This is a genomic window from Yinghuangia sp. ASG 101, from assembly GCF_021165735.1.
Taxonomy (GTDB): domain Bacteria; phylum Actinomycetota; class Actinomycetes; order Streptomycetales; family Streptomycetaceae; genus Yinghuangia.
Genome location: NZ_CP088911.1, coordinates 3,650,434 through 3,668,956 on the forward strand (window position 1 = coordinate 3,650,434; position 18,523 = coordinate 3,668,956).

General features: G+C 71.8%; 16 protein-coding genes and 1 tRNA gene. 8 read left to right on the top strand and 9 right to left on the bottom strand.

What is annotated here, in order from left to right; all coding sequences use genetic code 11:
- Positions 1-208 precede the first annotated feature (208 nt).
- The 4 genes from LO772_RS15410 to LO772_RS15425 all read right to left on the bottom strand — a co-directional run bounded on the left by LO772_RS15410 (position 209) and on the right by LO772_RS15425 (position 2,071).
- Positions 209-886: a LytR C-terminal domain-containing protein gene (locus LO772_RS15410; RefSeq protein WP_231778972.1), complete on the bottom strand. Its 678-nt coding sequence runs from the start codon at positions 884-886 to the stop codon at positions 209-211.
- 196 nt (positions 887-1,082) lie between these two features.
- Positions 1,083-1,436, bottom strand: coding sequence for a DUF3263 domain-containing protein (locus tag LO772_RS15415; RefSeq protein ID WP_231778973.1), 354 nt, complete (start codon positions 1,434-1,436; stop codon positions 1,083-1,085).
- Between the two features lie 126 nt (positions 1,437-1,562).
- Positions 1,563-1,868 carry a hypothetical protein gene (locus LO772_RS15420; protein ID WP_231778974.1) on the bottom strand — a complete coding sequence of 102 codons (306 nt, stop codon included), beginning with the start codon at positions 1,866-1,868 and terminating at the stop codon, positions 1,563-1,565.
- Entirely contained in the window at positions 1,865-2,071 is a 207-nt protein-coding gene (locus LO772_RS15425; protein WP_231778975.1) for a hypothetical protein, read from the bottom strand. Before LO772_RS15425 ends, LO772_RS15420 begins: the two co-directional genes overlap by 4 nt.
- A gap of 159 nt (positions 2,072-2,230) precedes the next feature.
- On the opposite strand from LO772_RS15425, the gene LO772_RS15430 reads away from it, so the two are divergent.
- The 4 genes from LO772_RS15430 to LO772_RS15445 all read left to right on the top strand — a co-directional run bounded on the left by LO772_RS15430 (position 2,231) and on the right by LO772_RS15445 (position 9,264).
- Positions 2,231-2,983 carry an HAD family hydrolase gene (locus LO772_RS15430; RefSeq protein ID WP_231779574.1) on the top strand — a complete coding sequence of 251 codons (753 nt, stop codon included), beginning with the start codon at positions 2,231-2,233 and terminating at the stop codon, positions 2,981-2,983.
- Between the two features lie 28 nt (positions 2,984-3,011).
- Positions 3,012-5,417 (top strand): glycoside hydrolase family 65 protein, encoded by a 2,406-nt coding sequence (locus tag LO772_RS15435; protein WP_231778976.1) that lies wholly within the window; start codon positions 3,012-3,014, stop codon positions 5,415-5,417.
- Between the two features lie 171 nt (positions 5,418-5,588).
- On the top strand, positions 5,589-8,297 hold the full coding sequence (locus tag LO772_RS15440; protein ID WP_231778977.1) for a protein kinase domain-containing protein: 2,709 nt from the start codon (positions 5,589-5,591) through the stop codon (positions 8,295-8,297).
- A 67-nt stretch (positions 8,298-8,364) separates the two neighbouring features.
- Positions 8,365-9,264, top strand: coding sequence for an SAM hydrolase/SAM-dependent halogenase family protein (locus LO772_RS15445; protein ID WP_231778978.1), 900 nt, complete (start codon positions 8,365-8,367; stop codon positions 9,262-9,264).
- Between the two features lie 18 nt (positions 9,265-9,282).
- On the opposite strand, the gene LO772_RS15450 is transcribed toward LO772_RS15445, so the two are convergent.
- From LO772_RS15450 to LO772_RS15465, 4 genes are all read right to left on the bottom strand, one after another.
- On the bottom strand, positions 9,283-10,218 hold the full coding sequence (locus LO772_RS15450; protein ID WP_231778979.1) for a CBM35 domain-containing protein: 936 nt from the start codon (positions 10,216-10,218) through the stop codon (positions 9,283-9,285).
- A 260-nt stretch (positions 10,219-10,478) separates the two neighbouring features.
- The gene (locus tag LO772_RS15455) at positions 10,479-12,041 is read right to left on the bottom strand and encodes a diguanylate cyclase domain-containing protein (protein ID WP_231778980.1); all 1,563 of its coding nucleotides are present in this window, start codon (positions 12,039-12,041) and stop codon (positions 10,479-10,481) included.
- A gap of 283 nt (positions 12,042-12,324) precedes the next feature.
- On the bottom strand, positions 12,325-13,074 hold the full coding sequence (locus LO772_RS15460; protein WP_231778981.1) for a TetR/AcrR family transcriptional regulator: 750 nt from the start codon (positions 13,072-13,074) through the stop codon (positions 12,325-12,327).
- Between the two features lie 175 nt (positions 13,075-13,249).
- Entirely contained in the window at positions 13,250-13,849 is a 600-nt protein-coding gene (locus tag LO772_RS15465) for a TetR/AcrR family transcriptional regulator (protein ID WP_231778982.1), read from the bottom strand.
- A gap of 736 nt (positions 13,850-14,585) precedes the next feature.
- Between LO772_RS15465 and LO772_RS15470 the strand changes: the two genes are divergently transcribed.
- On the top strand, positions 14,586-15,137 hold the full coding sequence (locus tag LO772_RS15470; RefSeq protein WP_231779575.1) for a flavin reductase family protein: 552 nt from the start codon (positions 14,586-14,588) through the stop codon (positions 15,135-15,137).
- Between the two features lie 66 nt (positions 15,138-15,203).
- Here the strand turns inward: LO772_RS15470 and LO772_RS15475 are convergent, their stop codons facing one another.
- Positions 15,204-15,485, bottom strand: coding sequence for a GlsB/YeaQ/YmgE family stress response membrane protein (locus LO772_RS15475; protein ID WP_231778983.1), 282 nt, complete (start codon positions 15,483-15,485; stop codon positions 15,204-15,206).
- 189 nt (positions 15,486-15,674) lie between these two features.
- On the opposite strand from LO772_RS15475, the gene LO772_RS15480 reads away from it, so the two are divergent.
- From LO772_RS15480 to LO772_RS15490, 3 genes are all read left to right on the top strand, one after another.
- Positions 15,675-15,748 (top strand) — tRNA-Thr (locus LO772_RS15480).
- A 394-nt stretch (positions 15,749-16,142) separates the two neighbouring features.
- Positions 16,143-16,763, top strand: coding sequence for a hypothetical protein (locus LO772_RS15485; RefSeq protein ID WP_231778984.1), 621 nt, complete (start codon positions 16,143-16,145; stop codon positions 16,761-16,763).
- Positions 16,764-16,936: 173 nt separating this feature from the next.
- Positions 16,937-18,502, top strand: coding sequence for a hypothetical protein (locus LO772_RS15490; RefSeq protein WP_231778985.1), 1,566 nt, complete (start codon positions 16,937-16,939; stop codon positions 18,500-18,502).
- Positions 18,503-18,523: the final 21 nt, after the last annotated feature.

Below are 18,523 nucleotides of genomic sequence, written 5' to 3' on the forward strand. Positions count from 1 at the left end.
CCGTCCCCGGGTCGCCTGCCCCATCCCCGCCCCGGACGCCTCCCCCGCTCCCGCCCGACCCTTCCTTACCTCGGGAACGTTCGCCGGACGCGAAAGGTGCCGCGAAAGCCCCCGGGGACACGAAATGACGTAGACCAAAACCGCGTTCGACCCACGCGTTCGAACGGCCCCGGCCCCACGGCTCCAGGCCGGTCGCGGACTCCGGATACTAGCGCGGCAGCAGCGGTGCGAGCGGTCCGTCCACGACGATCACCACGAGCCGCGACTGCGTGATTCCGGCGAACGACGGCTTCACGCGCCGGATTTCGGGAAACGCCGCGGCGAGCGCGCGGGCCTCGGCCTCGCGGCCGGGCGGGTGGTAGACGGTGGTCGCGGGCACTCGGCCGCGCCACACCGCGGTTCCGGTGACACGCCAGCCACCGCCGGTGAGGCGGTCCGTCAACGCGCGGGCCGCGACAGGTGTGCGGCCCTGGTCGAGAACCGAGACATCGCCGCGCGGCACGGCCGGCGGGCGAGGGGCGGGCGTCGGCGGCGCCGGTCGCGGAGCCGACACGGGGGCCGACACGGGCCCGGGCGCGGCGTCGGCCGCGACCTCGCGGGGCTCCCCCGTCCCGACGGTGTTGTCGCGCTGCCCGGACCCGGCGGCCAGCGTCCCGACGATCGCGGCCACCACGGCCACCGCCGCGACGGACCCGATCACCGGCCCGCGCCGCGCCCACGCCCCCGGGCGCGGCGCGGCGTCGGTGGCGCCGGGTCGGTCGGGTTGGTCGGGCCGCCGCCACACCCCGTGCGTCCGGCCGACGGCGTCGAAACCGTCGAACGTGGCGCCCGGTTCGACGAGATCGGCGAGAAAGCGGCGGCGACGCGGGCGGTGGCGGTACGGCATCGGCGTTTCCTCCGGCTGGCTCGGGTGGGACGACGACCGGCCGACTCGCGCCACCACACGTTCGGCGCAACGCCGCCGACCGCATCGTCCGCAAGGCCTGTACACACGTCCGCCGCCGACGCAAACGTGCCGCGTGGCGCCCGGGGGACGGGCCTCCGCCTCCTCCTCCCCGGTCAGCCGAGCGACCGCCGCCGCGTCACCCGCCCGGGCCCCGCACCGTCGAACGGGCCCGCTGCCGCGCCTCGCGCAGCCGTCGCAGGCGCTGGACGAGCACCGGGTCGTGGGCCAGTGCCTCCGGGCGGTCGAGGAGGGAGTTGAGCGCCTGGTAGTACCGCGTCGGCGAGCAGCCGAAGCGGTCGCGTACGGCTCGTTCCTTGGCGCCCGCGTGCTTCCACCACTGGCGTTCGAAGTCGAGGATCCCGAGGTCGCGCTCGGTGAGCCCGTCGCCGGGCCCCGGCGGCTCCGGAGCTTCGGTGCCCGGTCGCTCCTCGGGGGCCCCGGCGTCGTCGAGACCGGGGATCGGGGCCGCGTGGTCGTCCGCTCCGCCCATCGTCTCCGCCCTTCCGTCGTCTCGGCCGACCGGTGGCCGCCGCGCTGTCCGGCTCGCCCGGCTCGCGGGACATTCTGCCCGGCCGCGCCGACAGCCCTCCCCCGGGCCACCGGCGGGGCGTGGCCGCTAGAGCTCCATGATCGCCCGCAGCGCCATCTCGACGCGCTCCATCGTGTCGGTGTCCACGCGGCCCAGGAGCTTGCCGTGGTCGAAGCGGGTCTGCCGGAATCCGGCGACGTCGGGCACCCCGACCACGCCGCGCACGGGCTCGGTGAGCGGCACCGTGACCAGCGATTCGGGGAACGTGCCCGGCTCGTGGACGACCACGCACAGCGCCTGCCCGTACAGCGCCGTGACCTCGTCCGCGCCGACGACCAGCACGGTGCGCTCGCGGCCGACCGTCGGGATGCGCCAGACCTGGCCGCGCCTCATCGCAGGTCCGTCTCGGCCGCGTGCAGGACGTCGTCCGGCGGCGGGTCCGGCGGCCCCGCGTCGGCGACTTCGCGCATCGCGTCCATGAGCAGCGCGGAGCGCAGCGCCTTGACCGCGTACGCCGAGATGTCGCCCCCCGCGGCCTCGTGCACCGCCGCCGCCAGATCGTCGGGCAGTGCCAGCGTGACCTCGACAACCGCCATGCGCGACGGCCCCCCTTTCCCGAAGTTCCCCGTATCAGGGGACAAACGTAGCGGCCCCCGTGCCGACGCCGTCGTCGGTCGCGGCCGAGATGATCCCGAATCGCGGATGATCGTCCTTCCGAACGGATGATCGGCCTCCCCATGGGTAACAGACCGGCCATGTTGGGACTGCCGGACTCCATCCACGCCTTCCTGTTCGATCTCGACGGCGTGTTGACCCAGACCGCGAAAGTGCACGCCGCCGCGTGGAAGGACATGTTCGACGCCTTCCTGCGCGAAGAGGCGCGGCGCGACGGCACGTCTTCCGAGCGGTTCGCGCCGTTCGACGCCGGGGCCGATTACGACCGGTACGTCGACGGCCGGCCGCGTCTCGACGGCACCCGCGCGTTCCTCGCGTCGCGCGGCATCACGCTGCCCGAGGGCGAGCGCGACGATCCGCCGGGTACCCGGAGCGTGGCCGGGCTCGGCAATCTCAAGAACGAGACCGTGCAGCGGATGATCAAGGAGCAGGGTGTCGATCCGTATGCGGGATCGCTTGACTATGTGCGCCGGCTCGCCGCGCGGGACGTGCCGCGCGCGGTCGTCTCGTCGAGCGCGAACTGCCGCGAGGTGCTGCACGCGGCGGGGTACGACGGGCTGTTCGAGGTGGTCGTCGACGGCATCGTCGCGATCGAGGAGCATCTTCCGGGCAAGCCGGCCCCCGACACGTTCGTGGCCGCCGCGCGCAAACTGGGGTACGCGCCGGAGCACGCGGTCGTGTTCGAGGACGCGCTCGCGGGCGTGGCCGCCGGGCACGCGGGCGGTTTCGGGCGCGTTGTCGGGGTGGACCGGGTCGGGCAGGCGGAGGCCCTGCGGGAGCACGGCGCCGATGTCGTCGTCGCCGATCTGGCGGACCTCCTGACCGAAGAGTGACCGCAGAGCACAAGGAGCGTGGCACGGCATGACAGCGCACGAGGCCTACACGATCGAACCGTGGGGGCTGACCGAGCAGTCCCTTGACCTGGACGTGCTGGCCCGAGCGGAATCGGTCTTCGCGCTGTCGAACGGGCACGTGGGCATGCGCGCCAACCTCGACGAGGGGGAGCCGCACGGGCTGCCGGGCACCTATCTGAACGGGGTGTTCGAGCTGCGGCCGTTGCCGTATGCCGAAGCGGCGTACGGGCAGCCGGAGTCGGGGCAGAGCGTCATCAACGTGACGAACGGCAAGATCATCCGTCTCCTCGTGGACGACGAGCCGTTCGATCTGCGCTACGGCGACCTCAGCGAGCACCAGCGCCGCCTGAACTTCCGCGAGGGCCTGCTCAAGCGCCAGGCGGTGTGGACGTCGCCGGCGGGGTGCACGGTGCGCGTCACGTCGACGCGCCTGGTGTCGCTGACGCAGCGCGCGGTCGCGGCGATCGCGTACGAGGTCGAGCCGGTCGACGGGCAGGCGCGGATCGTCGTGCAGTCCGAGTTGGTCGCCAACGAGCAACTGCCGTCCGCGAACGGCGATCCGCGTGCGGCGGCGGTGCTGGAGGCGCCTCTGGTGTCCGAACACCACTCGCACCGCGGTGCGAAGGCGGTGCTGGTGCACCAGACGCGGTTCAGCGGCCTGCGTGTCGCGGCGATGATGGACCACGAGGTGTCCTGCAACGGGGACTTCGAGGCGTCCACGGAAACCGAGGAGGACCAGGCCCGCTTCAGCGTCACGACCGTGCTGAAGAAGGGCCAGAAGCTGCGGATGGTGAAGTACCTGGCGTACGGCTGGTCCGCGGCGCGTTCGCTGCCCGCGGTGCGTGACCAGGTGGCCGCCGCGCTGACCGCCGCGCGGTTCACCGGATGGGACGGGCTGGTCGCCGAACAGCGGTCGTACCTCGACGAGTTCTGGAGTCATTCCGACATCGAGGTGGACGGCGACGTCGAGCTCCAGCAGGCGATCCGCTTCGCGTTGTTCCACGTGCTCCAGGCCGGCGCGCGGACGGAGGAGCGGGCCATTCCCGCGAAGGGCCTGACCGGGCCGGGCTACGACGGCCACTGTTTCTGGGACACCGAGACGTTCGTGCTGCCGGTGCTGACGTACAGCCTGCCGGACGCGGTCGCGCAGGCGCTGCGCTGGCGGCATTCGACCCTGCCGCTGGCCCGTGAACGGGCGGTGCAACTCGGGTTGGCGGGCGCGGTGTTCCCGTGGCGGACGATCCGGGGCGAGGAGTGCTCCGGTTATTGGCCCGCGGGGACGGCGGCGTTCCATATCGGTGCCGACATCGCGCGCGCGGTCGAGCGTTATGTGCGGGCGACGGGCGACACCGACTTCGAACGCGACTACGGCATGGAGATCCTGGTCGAGACGGCCCGCATGTGGCGCTCGCTCGGCCACCACGACGCGGAGGGCCGCTTCCGCATCGACGGTGTCACGGGTCCCGACGAGTACAGCGCGATCGCGGACAACAACGTCTACACGAACCTCATGGCGCAGGCGAACCTCCGCGCGGCGGCGGACGCGGCCGGGCGCCACCTGCACGAGGCCGCGGCGCTCGGGGTGAACACCGAGGAGATGGCGCAGTGGCGGGACGCCGCCGCGGTGATGTACGTGCCGTATGACGAGAAACTGGGCGTGCACCCGCAGGCGGACGGCTTCACCAACCACGAGATGTGGGACTTCGACAACACGCCGGAGGAGAAGTACCCGCTGCTGCTGCACTACCCGTACTACGAGCTGTACCGGCGGCAAGTGGTCAAGCAGGCCGACCTCGTGCTCGCGATGCAGGTGCGCGGCGACGCGTTCAGCGCGGAGCAGAAGGCCCGCAACTTCGCCTACTACGAGCGGCTGACCGTCCGCGACTCGTCGCTGTCGGCCTGTACCCAGGCGGTGATCGCGGCGGAGGTCGGGCACCTGGACCTCGCGTACGACTATCTGGCCGAGGCCGCGCTGATGGACCTGCACGACCTGGGCGGCAACACCCGCGACGGCCTGCACATGGCGTCGCTCGCGGGTGCGTGCGTGGCGCTGGTCGCGGGTTTCGGCGGGCTGCGCGACCATGACGACCGGCTGGTGTTCCGGCCCCGGCTGCCGTCGGGGCTGTCGCGCGTCGGATTCTCGATGCGGCTGCGGCGGACCCACGTCCTGCACATCGAGATCACCAACGCGCAGGCGACGTACTCGCTGCGTGAGGGCGACAAGCTGAGGCTGGTGCACGACGACGAGGACGTCCTGGTCACGGCGGCGAAACCGGTGAGCCTCCCGATTCCGCGGCCGGTGCCGCTCGAACGCCTGGCGCAGCCCGTGGGCCGTGAACCGGCGCGGCGGCACGCGCAGTCGGGGCCCACGATCGCGTCGGGCGACGCGACGGAGCGGGGCCAGGACGAATGACCGCGTGTCCCTCATCGCGGTGGTGCGGCGGATGAGGGAAGCCCCGCAAAGTTCCCGCGGCGGCGGTACGGCCCCTCCGCCCGGCCGGGGCGGCCACTACGCTGACGCTCGATCTCCGCCGGTCGCTTCGCGGGGGAGGGGTGTCGTCTACGCGGGAAGAACAAGGTGGTCATGGAAGCGCTCCGTCCGGACGATCCGCAGCGGCTTGGGCCCTACCGGCTGCGCGGTCGGCTCGGCGAGGGCGGGATGGGCGAGGTGTTCCTCGGCGTGTCCCCGTCGGGGCTGCGCGCCGCGGTCAAGACCGTCCGACCCGAATACGCGCACGACCCCGGATTCCGCGACCGCTTCCGGCACGAGGTCGCCGCCGCCCGCCGCGTCGACAGCGCATGGACCGCCCCCATCGCCGAGGCCGACCCCGACTCGGACCCGCCGTGGCTGGCCACCGAATACCTGACCGGCCTCCCGCTGCAGGACGCCGTCGCGACATACGGCCCACTACCCGAACGCGCCGTGCGGGTGCTGGCCGCGCAACTGGTCGAAGCGCTCATGGCGATCCACCGGGCCGGGCTCGTACACCGCGACCTGAAACCGTCCAACGTCATCCTGGGCCGCGACCGCCCCCGCGTCATCGACTTCGGCATCTCCCGGGCGATGGACTTCGCCACCCACACCCTCACCACCCCCGGCAGCGCCGTCGGCTCCCCCGGCTACATGGCACCCGAACAGGCCACCAGCGGCGAAGTCGACCAACGCACCGACATCTTCGCCCTCGGCGGCGTCCTCGTCTACGCCGCGACCGGGCACACGCCCTTCGGCCGCACACCCCAGAACGCGATGCAACTGCTCTACCAGATCATCCAGGGCGAGCCGCAGCTCGACGGAGTCCCCGACGGGCTGCGCGACCTGATCGCGGAATGCCTCGCGAAGACGCCCGAGGACCGGCCGGCGCTCGCCGACATCCTCCGGCGCACGATCGGCGACGCCGGCGCCGCGGACGCCGTGGGCGGCACATGGCTGCCCGCCGCGTTGACCGCCGAGCTGATACGGCGCCAAAACATGGACCCCGCCGACGTGTTGCCGACCGCGGTCGGCCTGCCCGGGGCGTCCTCGGCGGGGCGGCCGGGTGCCGAAGGCGCCACCGGCGGGCCGTCGACGATCGATGTCCCGGCCGCGCCCGCGGTGCCGGAACCGAGGACGGCCGACGACGCACCGACGAACGTGCTCGGCGCGGGCGACGCCCGCACGCGCGTGGCGTCCGAGACGCACGTCATCGGGGCGCCTCCCCGCACCGCGGCCACCGACGCCGCGCCCCCGCACGAGGCCTTCCCCCGGCCGCGCGGTGTGAGCCGCCGCGGCTTCCTGATCGGCGGCGCGGTCGCGGGCGTCGGCGCGGTCAGCGGCGTGACCGGATGGCTGCTGAGCCGCGGCGACACGGCACCGACGGCGGCCGGGGCGTGGGTCTCGCCCGCGGGCCAGGTCAAGCGGGCGTACTCGGTGGTCGTGGACCGGACGCTGTGTGTCGTGGGCGACGGCGGAGTCGGCGAGGAATCGGGCGTCTCCGGAACGGTGGTCGCGATGGACGCGACATCGGGCCGGTTCCGGTGGCAGCGCAGCACCGCGGCCCGGCACGTCGCCGCGCCCGTCTCCGACGGCAAAGCGGTCTTCGTCCTGGCCTGGACCGACGCGGACGGCAGCAAGTCCGACACCCGGCAGTGCACGCTCTACGCCTTCGCCGTGAACGACGGAACCGAGCTGTGGAAGTACGAATTCCCGGGCACCGAGGCGTATTTGCCGCGGTCGGTCGGGAAGGTGCTGGTCCTGAGCGTCGGGCCCAAGAGCGAGTCCACGTCCGACGAGGGCACCGGCAAGGTCATCGCGTTCGACGCCGCGAACGGGACCCGGAAATGGGAGTACCGGCTCCCGTCGACGGCGCCCTACCCCATGGCCGCCTCGGTGTCCGGGACGCGCGTCACGGTGGCCTGCCAGCCGACGTCGCCGAGTTCGAACACCGCTGTCGTCCGCGTGTTCGAGATCGACGGCGACGGCAAGGAAGTGTGGTCCTGGACCGCCGCCGAGGAACAGTGGTGCTGGGGCGCGGTCTCCGCCCTGGACACGGCATTCGTCCGGTCCGGCGGGACGTCGACCGGCAGTTCGTACGACGAGAACCGCACCCTCGTCGCCTTCTCCCCCGCCGACAACGGACCGAAGGTCGTGCCGCGCTGGCGCACGACCGGCCTGCCGCCCGGGTGGGGCCCCGACCCCGCGGTCGACCCCGTCAGCAAGGTCGTCGTCGTCCTGACCGGGGGCGACGACACCGGCTCGAACGACCTGCGGCCGTGGATCCAGGCGTTCGACGCGGCCAACGGCGGGCTGCGCTGGCAGAACCAGCCCAAGGAATTCAACCTGTCCGACCCGACCATCCACGAGTCGACGCTCTACGTCGCCTGCTGGCCGTCGAGCAAGCAGTCCGGGAACGCCGGCTCGACCGGCAGCCCCACCCCGACCGCCTCCCCGTCGGCCGCACCCGAGGGGGGCTACGTCAAGAGCGGCGCCGTCTACGCGTACGACATCCCGACCGGGTCGCTGCGGTGGCGCCACGAGATCCCGCGCCCCGGCGTCATCACTCAGCCGCAGATCGTCAAGAACACGGTGTGCTTCGGGGTCTCCGGATCCGGCGGGGACAACGCGGTCGCCGTCGGCCTCGACGCGGCCACCGGCGAACACCGCTGGTCGGCGCAGGCACCGGCACGGCGGGCGTCCGGCCCGGCGTTCTTCGAGGACCTGTTCCACATGGTGGCGTCCCCCGCGCCCGACTCCGACGCCAAGGACGCGAACGCGGCGGCGTTTCGCGTGAACGCACGCTCCAAGCCCACGTTCTGACGGCACGTCGCGACCGGACGCGCCGCCGAACGGCGATTCCGGGGCGCCGGCCCGTAGCGTGGCGACCATGAGCGCGCCCATCTCGTTCCTGACCGACTACGGCACCTCGGACGGCTTCGTCGCCGCCTGCCACGGCGTCATCGCGCGGATCGCACCCGACGCGCGGATCCTCGACATCACCCACGACGTGCCGCCGGGGGACGTACGCCGGGGCGCGCTCGTGCTCGCCCAGACGGTGCCGTACCTGCCCGCCGGGGTGCACGTCGCGGTGGTCGACCCCGGCGTGGGGACGGCGCGGCGGGCCGTGGCCGTGCGGGCCGGGGAGCACGTGTTCGTGGGGCCGGACAACGGGGTGCTGGTGTGGGCGGCGGACGCGGTGGGAGGGGTGGTGGGGGCGCGGAAATTGACGAATCGTGACCTGATGCTCCCCTTTGTCTCCGCAACGTTTCACGGGAGGGATGTGTTCGCGCCGGTGGCGGCGTACTTGGCGATTCACTCGAACGAGTCGGGTGGGGTGGGTGGATCGCGTGCCGGCGGTGCGTTTTCCGGCGGTTCGGGGCCCGGCTCCGGCGGCTCCCGGGCCGCCGCGTTCGACGCGCTCGGGCCCGCGGTCGACCCCGCCGACCTCGTACGCCTCCCCGACCCGGTCGCCTATGTCAGCGACGCGACCGCGCACGGCGAAGTGCTCACCATCGACCGGTTCGGCAACGTCCAGACCTCGCTGACCGGTGACCAACTCGCCGAACTTCCGGCGGTGGTCGGCGACATCCTCACCATCCGGACCGCCGACGTCGCCTGGGACGCCGTGCTCGCCCGCACCTTCGGCGACGTCACCCCGAGCACCCTGGTGGCCTACCTCGACTCGGCCGGCCACCTCGCGTTCGCCGTGCACGGCGGCGACGCCGCGGCACTGACCCATGTGCGGCCCGGCGACGTCATGGCCGTCGCGCGGCGCCCCGCGGCGTGAACGAACCCGCCCGCGCCGTCAGTTCTTGTTCTCCCCGACCCACATCTTGTCGACCGTCACATTGCACGTGTCGCCGGCCTGGCACGCGAGGGTGACGGTGTTCTCGCCCTCGTTCAGGTCGACCGTGCGGTACGTCGTCCACCACTTGTCGGCGCCGCCGGTCCCGTACATGTTCAGCTGGCCGTACTTCGCCTCGCCGTTCGCCAGCACCGTCATCTGCTGCTTCGGCCGGTTCGCCGCCCCCGAATCCGACGTGGCCTCGGGGTTCGCGTAGCGCACGAAGAGGGAGTACTGGCCCTTCTTCGGCGCGTCGAACGTCACCATGATCCCCGACCCCGGGCTGTTGAGGCCGCCCACATACCCCGCGCCGCTGAAGCCCCCCGCGGTGGCTTCCATGCGCGCGCCGCCCTGCAGCGCGGCCTCCTCGGCCTCCGTCTCGCCGAACTTGGTCGGCTGCCCGGACGACGGCGGCGCGGACGTCGGCGGCTCGGAGCTGGGCGGCGCCGACGTCGTCGGTGCCGCCGGCGTCGAGGGCCCCGCGGTGTCCTTGCCGTCCTTGTCGTCCCCGCTCATCGCGACGACGCCGACGATCACACAGATCGCGACGATCAGGGCGATCACCGCGCCGATGACCGGGCCGCGCGACCCCCGCGAACCGCGCGCACCGCCTCCCCCGCGCCCGCCCTCGCGGCGCGGCGGCGGCACATCCCCCGGCGGCGGACCGCCCGGGGCCACCCCCGGTATGGCCTGCGTCTGGGCGTCGGTACCCGGCTGCTGCGCGTAATGCTGCGGCTGCGGCGGCGGCTGTCCGTACCGCGTCTGGCCCACCTGGACGTACGGCGACGAACCGAATCCCGCCGGCGCGGCCTGGCCGGTGCCCTGCGGGTCACCCGGGCCGGGGCGGTAGAGGTAGCCGTACGGGTCCTCCGGCTCTCCCTCGGTACCCACCGTCATCGGGTTCGCCCTTCCTGTGAGTCTCCGCGAATCCGTGTGCATCAGCGTGCGGCTGCACGGCCGTCGCCCACTGTCGAGGCGACACAGCGCGCACATCGCATCGAACCGAGTCGACAGGCTGGAGCATCACACTAACGGGCTAGCGACGCGAGGATGGCCACAGTCCATCGCCTGGACCGCGATCCGGCCTTCGCGCGCGCCGGCCGGTGTCCGCAAATCGCCGCCCGGGACCGCCGGCGGCGGCCTCCGGGAACGCCGCGTCACCCGGCGCGGCGCTGCGCGCGCTCTCGTCCGCGCTTCTGCCGATACATGCGCTCGTCGGCAATACGCAGCAAGTCCTCCGGTTTTTCCGCCGAATCGGCCCACGCGATACCGAAACTCGCGCCGTCCAGCGGCACCGACTCGCCGTCCGCGCACATCGGTGCCGACAGCGCCCGGCGCAGGCGTACCGCGAGATCGTGTGCTTCGTCACGTCCGATGCCGTCGGCCAGCACCACGAACTCGTCGCCGCCGAGCCGCGCGACCGTGTCGCCCTCGCGGACCGCGCCGGTCAGGCGGCGGGCGACCTCGACGAGGACCGCGTCGCCGACGTGGTGCCCGTAGTCGTCGTTGATCCGCTTGAACCCGTCGAGGTCGCAGAACAACAGCGCCAGCCCCTTGCCGTCGCCGGCCACCGGGCCCGCGCCGACGTGCGGCAGCCCCGTCGCGGGGCCCGCCGCCGCGCCGGCCAGACGCGGTACGCGCGTGAACGTCGCGTCCAACCGCGCCCGCAACTCGCGCCCGTTGGGCAGGCCCGTCAGCGGATCGTGGCTCGCCTGGTGCTCCAACGCCTGCTCCCGCAGCCGGCGGTCCTCGACGTCCTCGACGTGGGTGAGCAGGAACCGCGGCGTGCGGTTGTCGCCGTCGCCCACGTGCGACGTGCGCAGCGACACCCAGCGGTACGTCCCGTCGCTGCGCGCCAGCCGCAGTTCCGTACACCCCTCCACCGGCGCGCTCCCGCCCAGGTGGCCGGCCAGCAGGTCGCGGTCCTCCTCGTGCACCACCGAGGCGAGGCCGAGCCGCCGCAGCACGGGCGCGGGGTAGCCGAGCATGCGGCACAGCGCGTCGTTCGCGCGCAGCAGCCGGCCGCGCTCCTGGCCGCGCACCCCGGTCATCACCATGCCGCTGGGGGCGTACTCGAACGCGTGCCGGAAACTCTCCTCGCTCGCGCGCAGCGCGTGCTTCTCGTCCTGGAGGCGGGAGACGGCGCGCAGCATCTCGCAGCGCAGCCGGGCGTTGTCCACCGCGATGGCCGCCTGGGCGGCGAACATGCCGAGGACCTCGCACCGCCACGGGCCGGGCCGGCGGCCGTCGACCGGCAGGTCCACCGACAGGACGCCGACCAACTCGCCCTCGGGGGTGGTCAGGGGGGCGAGCAGCGCGTCGTGCGGATGCCACGCGTCGGGGTGGTCGCTCACCGGGATGTCCGGCACCCAGCTGGGCACCCGGCCGGGATCGGCGGCTCCCTGGCGGTGGCCGAGAAAGCGCAGCGGGCCCCAGTGCTCGGCGGCGTCCAGCAGGCGGTCCCAGTCCGTGCGCGGGCCGACCTGCCCGGCCACCGCGGCGGCCAGGTCCTCGCTGCCGGCGACGGCGGCCACTTCGAGGTCGCCGTCGTCGCGCACGAGGTTGACCGCGGCGGCGCCGAAGCCCAGTCCGGCGACGACGCCGTCCGCCACGGCCTGCAGGGTGTCGTGCAGATCGCGGGTCGCGTTGAGGTCCGCGACGACCCGGTACAGAAGACGCAGGGTCGCCAACCGGACGTGTGTTTCCGTCTCGGCGGTCATCGGTCTCCCCGAGCGTCGGCGACAGTGCTTCTGGGGTGGTTCTCGTTCGTCGATGCTCGTCAACGAGCATCTTCTGAACAGATATCGTCCGATTGCCAGGGAAACTGAATCACAGTGGGCTCAGAAACGGCGACGTTCTGTCATCGATTGAGCCCGTTCTGTGAGCTACCTCACGCACGACTCCGGATAGCCCGCACAAACCGTTCCGATGGGCGGGCGCGCGCGAAGGCGGGCGGAGCCGACGGCTCCGCCCGGCGGCCTCGCCGGGTGAACTGAGGGTGCGTCAGGGGGTCGCGACGCCCAGGCCCTTGCACACGAAGCGCACCAAGTGGTCGGTTTCCTCGCGGCTCGGTGCCGTCCGCGCGCGCAGGTGGTCCTGGACGCACGCGAGAGCGAGCCGGGCCAGCGTCAGCGCGTCGGCGGCGACGTCGCGCTCGACGCCGTCCTCCTCGTCGGGGAGGTCGGCGTACGCCGCGCGCAGCACGGCCTCCAGCGGAGCCGTCAGCGCCTCGCCGGAACTGCGGTGCTCGTCGGGGAACAACTCGGCCAGGCGGTCCTGGTGGGCGAGGAACGGCCGCGTGCGCACGGCGATCGCGGGGTCGGCCGCCTGCACCAGCACGCCCTCGACCCACGCGCGGATCTTGCCGGGCACGTCCGGCGCCGCGGCGATGCGCCGCTCCAGGTAGTGCCCCATCCGGCGGCGGCCGTCGTCCAGCAGCGCGACCAGCAGTTCGTCCTTGGACCGGAAGTGCCGGTAGAACGCCTGATTCGACAGGCCCGACTCACGCAGGATCTCGCGGACGGTCGGGTCGAACGTGCCCGTCCGCTCGACGACGCGGTACGTCGCGTCCACGAGGCGGTTGACCTCGTCGGTGTAGACGGCCCAGCGGGCGGCGAGCGGACGGCGCACGGCCTCGCGTACGAGACCCGGCGCCGCCAGGGCCTCGGCCCCGACGACCTCGTCGACGCCCGGGAAGGCGTTGGCGTCCGCCCCGGCGTCGGTGTCCGCGCCGACCGGCGTCTGCTCGCTCATGTGCCCCCGCTCCCTGTTCCCGTTCCCGACTGCCGCACCTGCCGCCCGGGGCACGACCGCCTCGTGGTGATCACACAACCCGGAACGCAGAACGCTATCGCTTGGAACATCGTTCTCATAGTTGCGTTGATTGTTCTTTCCGGTGCGCACCGACGAACGCGCGCCCGGTCCGGCGCTATTCGGACAGGAAACCGCCGAAGGCCTCCCCCACCAGCGCGACCAACTCCTCGCGCGGGACGGCGGACAGCTCGGGGAAGAAGCCCGTGGTGCGGATCACCGTGAGACCGATGAGCGACGCCACCGCGATCTCGACCCGGCGGCGGGCCGACTCCCGGTCGCCGCCGATGCGTTCGACCATCGGATCGACCATCGCGCGACGCACCGCGGCGGCCCCCTCGGCACGTGCCGCGTCGTCGCCTTCCTCACCGAGCGCGAGGCGGAACATCGCCCCCGGAGCGCCCAGGTCGTCGATCCGGGCGACCAGGAAATCGGCGAGGGCGCCGATGCGGGCCAGATCCCGGCGGGCCGCGACCGCGTCCGCGCCGTCCTCTTCGATCGCCGCCAGATACAGGCCCGCCTTGTTGCCGTAGTAGCGCGCGACCAACGCGGCGTCGACACCGGCGCGTTCGCCGATGTCGCGCAGGGTCGTCCGGTCGTAGCCGCGCTCGCCGAACAACGCCCGGGCGGCATCCAACAGGGCCTTGCGACTCGCGGCGGCATCGCGCTTGCGCGGGCGCTGCTCGGGCAGCGCGCGTCCGTTGGGCGAGCTGTTCACGGGAGGGTCCTTCGCCTGGAACGTGGAGGGCTCTCGAAGCTACCGGGTCGCCGTACCGGGCGGGGAGGGAATCGGCCGAATGTTTTCGGCCACGGGTGGCCGCGGATGGCCGGAGAGCGGGGGGCGGACGGCGAGAGCGGCCTGTGGCCCGGCGGGCGGGCCGCGGGGTCGCGGACATCCCGTCGACGCCGCGTCCTGTCCGAGGCCGAGGCCGGCGCCGATGCCCGACGCAGACGCAGACCCCGACGCAGACGCAGACGCAGACGCAGACGCAGACGCAGACAACGACAACGACAACGACAACGACAACGACAACGACAACGACAACGACAACGCTGACGAAGGCAACGACGCGCCCGCGCAGCGGATCGCCGTCGCGGGCGCCACCGCGAAGTCGGTGGAGGCGCCGCCCACCGCACACCGATGTCCCGTCTCGGGCACGCTGCCGGTCAGCCGGTCTCCCCTCCCCCGTCTCCCTCGTCCTCGACACCCCGCCGCGCCCCGATTCCCCGTCCCGGGCGCGGCCCCCCGACGCCGCCCCGATGGCCGTGGCCGTCCCGGCTCTTAGGCTGGGTGCGTGGAAAGCCCCGATCCCACCGCACGGCCCGTCGGCCCGCCGGACCGACAACCCGCCGCCGACCCCGACGCCGCCGACCCCTTCGGGCCGCCGCCGGTCGAGGATCCGGCCGTACCGGGAACGCCGGCCGCGGCCGAGACCCGGACCGCCGGTGACCGGATCCCCTCCGGGGCCGCCGCCGCACCGGCCGCTCCCGGGCACGTCGACCCGGACGCCTTCAAAGCCGCGCTGTCCCGGTTCGCCGCCGGGGTCGTCGTCGTCACCGCACGCGAGCACGGCGAGACCAGCGACACCCCGCATGGCGACGACGTCGGCATGACCGCCACCGCGTTCATGTCCGTCTCGCTCGAACCGCCCCTCGTGCTGATCAGCCTGCGGCGCCTGGCCCGCATGCGCGAAGTCCTCGACGCCCAGCCGCTCTGGGCGGTGTCGCTGCTGGCGCAGAGCCAGCGCCACGTCGCCGGGCGCTTCGCGATCCCCGGCCGTGTCAGCGACCGCCTCATGTTCGCCGACATCCCCCACCGGGCCGGGCCGCTGACCGGCGCGCCCCTGGTCGGCGGCGCCCTGGCGACGCTCGAATGCCGTACGCACCGCATCGTCGAAGCCGGCGACCACTCCCTCGTGATCGGCGAAGTCCTGTCCGCGAACCTGCCGAGCCCCGACGGCCCGCCCCTGCTGCACTTCCGGGGCCGGTACCGGGCGCTGGGCTGAGCGCCGCCCGCACGACACGGCTCGGGGGCGGAACCCACCGGTTCCGCCCCCGAGCCGCACCGCCCGTCACACGCGGGTGCTCCCGCTCCCTCTCCCCATGAACGCGGTCACCAGCGACACGAGGCCCGCGGCGATCGCGATGCTGATGATCCACCGGATCCAGTCCACCCCCGCGGTCTCCTTGACCCCGATCGCCGCCGCGATCCCGTAACCCCCCAACGTGCCGAGGATGCCGACACCGACGGTCGCGAGCATCCCGATCCGCTGCCGACCGGGAAGGAACAGCCTGGCCAGCGCGCCGATCACGAGCCCCGCGAAGATGAGCCCGATGACGTCCCAGAACCCCATGTGCGCCTCCAGACCGGCTTGCCACGGCCCCCAAAAAGGACTTTTCCCCGAATTTCGAGCGTCCCACGTTCGGCCCAACGCCGCCACAGCGCCCCACCACCGCAAACCACCGCGCCAACCGGCCAATCCCTTCGCCTCAACCAGCCGGCGACTAGTACCGTGTGCACGGACGTCCCCCGCGGATGCCCCGCCCCGATAGCTCAGATGGCCAGAGCGTCGCTCTTGTAAAGCGAAAGTCGTCGGTTCGAACCCGACTCGGGGCTCCCCGAAAACCCCAGGCAGATACGCTCTGACCTGGGGTTTCTTACGTTACGGCTGCTTCGGCACGTATCCCGGGTGCGGCGTCGTGCCGGTCTGCGTGAGCAGTGCGTGAGCGGATGGCAGCCCATGCCCTGCCACCAGAGGGGCCCCGGAAGCACTGTCAGCCCCCTGACATCAAGCAGGGCGGGAAGTGGCAGTGCGACGCTGGCGGGCCCAGCTCGCTCCCGCTACGCACGAACGCCCCGATGATCTACCGGCTCCAGACGCTGCCGGCTCGCTTTCGGTGGCAACACGCCGGCTCCAGCACCGCCCCCACTCGGGACCGACCACGCCGTGAAGTCACGGTTACGCATAGGCGTCGCCTCCGGACGCCGCCACACGGTTGGATGCAGAACCATGAGCCCAGAACTAGTGACGGGGATATTCGGGGCGCTCGGGGCCGTCATCGGCGCCGGCGGAGTCATGGCAACCAATGCGATCGCATCGCGCTCCCAGACGCGGCGAGATCACCTGGACCGCGCCGAGCGCGTCAGTGACGCACGCAGGATTGACTATCTGGACGTGCTGACGAGTCTGGCGGCCTACGTCGACCATGCACGAGAATTCGCGCACGCGATGGACTCGGGAACCGCTCGCAGCGACTGTGAGCCGCTGCGCGATCGATATGTCGCAGAGTGGGATCGGCTCATCCGGGCACAAGCCGCCGCGAAACTAGCCGGACCTGACGAAATCAGGAGCCTGGCCCAAGAGTTGCGCGATCTGATCGGCAACCTTGCCACCCCCTGCGACGACTGGTGGAAGTCATATCCCGGCCGTAGGCCGAATAACTTCTGGGATCGATTCGACGTCGCTCGAACCGCCCTGGGAGCCTGGGAGTTGCGGTTCCTCGACGCTGCCGAAGCAGCGCTGCCCAGCGCGTTGTTGCCACAGGAACAGACAAGGCAGGACCGCGCTTTTGGCCGGAGAGCGGGGCCGCGGGCGATTGCCGCACCAGCAGCGGATTCGGGACATGTTTGACCAAGTCCCTGCCCCACATGACTTGTTCTGGCTTGCGATGTAGCGCTCATCAACTCGGTTGGGCAAAATCGCTCACCTGACGGTTCCGACGACACCACCGTGCGAACCGACAGTGAACGGGGGCGAGCACACTGTTCTCCTTGGATCATCGGTCGGGGTTCACACCCACGACCATGTCTGCCAGCGCTGACGCCACGAAGAGGTCAGGCGCCTACGCCGAAGGGATCACGCGAAGCCTGAGCGCCGCCGCGTTCGTACGGCCGGACCGGCTCGGGAGCTTACGCAATCGACTCCATGCACAGGTGCGCAAGGTCATAACGACGATCACCAAACGCACGCCTGGAGAATCGGCAAGCGGAGCACACAGCCCTCTGGACGATGAACCGCAAGCGCCAGCGATCGTCATCGGCGAGGACTACGCGGTCTGGGTGCGCCGACGCGTGAAGGGCGCAGCTCGCCCAGTCCCCGTCCATTCCTTCGACCAGAACCCGGTGTTCGATGCGTGCGACACCGCTGCCCGGCACCTTCGACGACGTCGGACCGCGATTGTCGCCGTGATCGTTGCTGCCACATGCGTCGCCATGAGTCGGGCGCTGCCCCCGATCTGGGCAACGGCCACCGCCGCCCTGGGGATCTGGGGCATATTTCTGGCCGACCGGTTCTCTGCTCAGAGGCACCTCAATCGGATGCTGTCCGGTGATCTGGCCAACGGTTCAGCGCACGAGCAGGTGCCGGCGCTGCCTTACATCCGCGAATCCCGTCGGAGCGGGCCTCGTGATCGGTTCGTCGGAGCTGGGCTGCAAGCGTGGCACCCGGCGATCATCGGCATTGACGTTGAGCCCGCGCCCGAAGGCCAAGACGATGACGAGCCTTCGTCCACAGCACCGTTGCCCGATCTGCCCGAGTCCGGTCCCGGGGAGATCGCCGCCGCGGTGATCGCAGCGCTGAATCAGCACAACCGGCCGACCCGCGCACGCAAGCCACTCAAGCACTTCGAGGTCCCCGAGCTGCATGCTCACGTGACGAAGAGACTCCAGGACCCTGCTCCCGCGCACCATCCAAGCCACCCCATCCCGCGCATGCAGGTCGTCGGGATCGCAGCGATCGCGCATGGCCGCTGGAACACGCTGAACGACGAAGCTTGGCGGGGTCTGGACGCAGTAGCCGCCGGTCACGCGAACCCCGCCGCGGAGGTCGCGCGCCGGTACATCTGGGCGCGCATCAACGCATGGAACGGCAACCTGATTGCTTCCGTTTTGGTGCACTTCGCCTATGAAGGGGGCTTCCTGCGCGTCACCGTACGGCCGCATGTGATGGCCCCACTCAACCCCGCAGTGGCGAGCCTGACCGTCAGGGCCCCGAACACACTGAAATGGATGGGAGTCGCGGGGCTGCAATCCATCGGTGACATCGGTGCCGGCGTTGTCAATCTGATGCGTCGTGGAAAGAAGGCGGGTCCCGAACTCGATCCGGGCAACGGCCCGGTGAGCCTGCGGGAGGTTTACAGCCTGCGCTGGATCGACGACATGCACATGAATGACGACGCCCGCTACTACGTCCAGATGATGCAGCGTCGTGTCTTTGACTCGACGGAGACCTTCCTGCGCGACCACAACGTCGACATCGCCCAATACCGCGAACAGTCCGCTGCCATCTACAACTTCGGCGTCATGAACGGGGGCGTCATCAGTGGTTCGGTGCAAGCGGCGCCGTTCGCGGGTGGCGCCACGATGAGCTGACCAAAAGCCGACCTGGAGCCT

What these genes read in the sequence shown, in the direction of transcription:
- LO772_RS15410 (WP_231778972.1), bottom strand. Translation starts at nt 886, where the DNA reads ATGCCGTACCGCCACCGCCCGCGTCGCCGCCGCTTTCTCGCCGATCTC.
- LO772_RS15415 (WP_231778973.1), bottom strand. Translation starts at nt 1,436, where the DNA reads ATGGGCGGAGCGGACGACCACGCGGCCCCGATCCCCGGTCTCGACGAC.
- LO772_RS15420 (WP_231778974.1), bottom strand. Translation starts at nt 1,868, where the DNA reads ATGAGGCGCGGCCAGGTCTGGCGCATCCCGACGGTCGGCCGCGAGCGC.
- LO772_RS15425 (WP_231778975.1), bottom strand. Translation starts at nt 2,071, where the DNA reads ATGGCGGTTGTCGAGGTCACGCTGGCACTGCCCGACGATCTGGCGGCG.
- LO772_RS15430 (WP_231779574.1), top strand. Translation starts at nt 2,231, where the DNA reads ATGTTGGGACTGCCGGACTCCATCCACGCCTTCCTGTTCGATCTCGAC.
- LO772_RS15435 (WP_231778976.1), top strand. Translation starts at nt 3,012, where the DNA reads ATGACAGCGCACGAGGCCTACACGATCGAACCGTGGGGGCTGACCGAG.
- LO772_RS15440 (WP_231778977.1), top strand. Translation starts at nt 5,589, where the DNA reads ATGGAAGCGCTCCGTCCGGACGATCCGCAGCGGCTTGGGCCCTACCGG.
- LO772_RS15445 (WP_231778978.1), top strand. Translation starts at nt 8,365, where the DNA reads ATGAGCGCGCCCATCTCGTTCCTGACCGACTACGGCACCTCGGACGGC.
- LO772_RS15450 (WP_231778979.1), bottom strand. Translation starts at nt 10,218, where the DNA reads ATGACGGTGGGTACCGAGGGAGAGCCGGAGGACCCGTACGGCTACCTC.
- LO772_RS15455 (WP_231778980.1), bottom strand. Translation starts at nt 12,041, where the DNA reads ATGACCGCCGAGACGGAAACACACGTCCGGTTGGCGACCCTGCGTCTT.
- LO772_RS15460 (WP_231778981.1), bottom strand. Translation starts at nt 13,074, where the DNA reads ATGAGCGAGCAGACGCCGGTCGGCGCGGACACCGACGCCGGGGCGGAC.
- LO772_RS15475 (WP_231778983.1), bottom strand. Translation starts at nt 15,485, where the DNA reads ATGGGGTTCTGGGACGTCATCGGGCTCATCTTCGCGGGGCTCGTGATC.
- LO772_RS15485 (WP_231778984.1), top strand. Translation starts at nt 16,143, where the DNA reads ATGAGCCCAGAACTAGTGACGGGGATATTCGGGGCGCTCGGGGCCGTC.
- LO772_RS15490 (WP_231778985.1), top strand. Translation starts at nt 16,937, where the DNA reads ATGTCTGCCAGCGCTGACGCCACGAAGAGGTCAGGCGCCTACGCCGAA.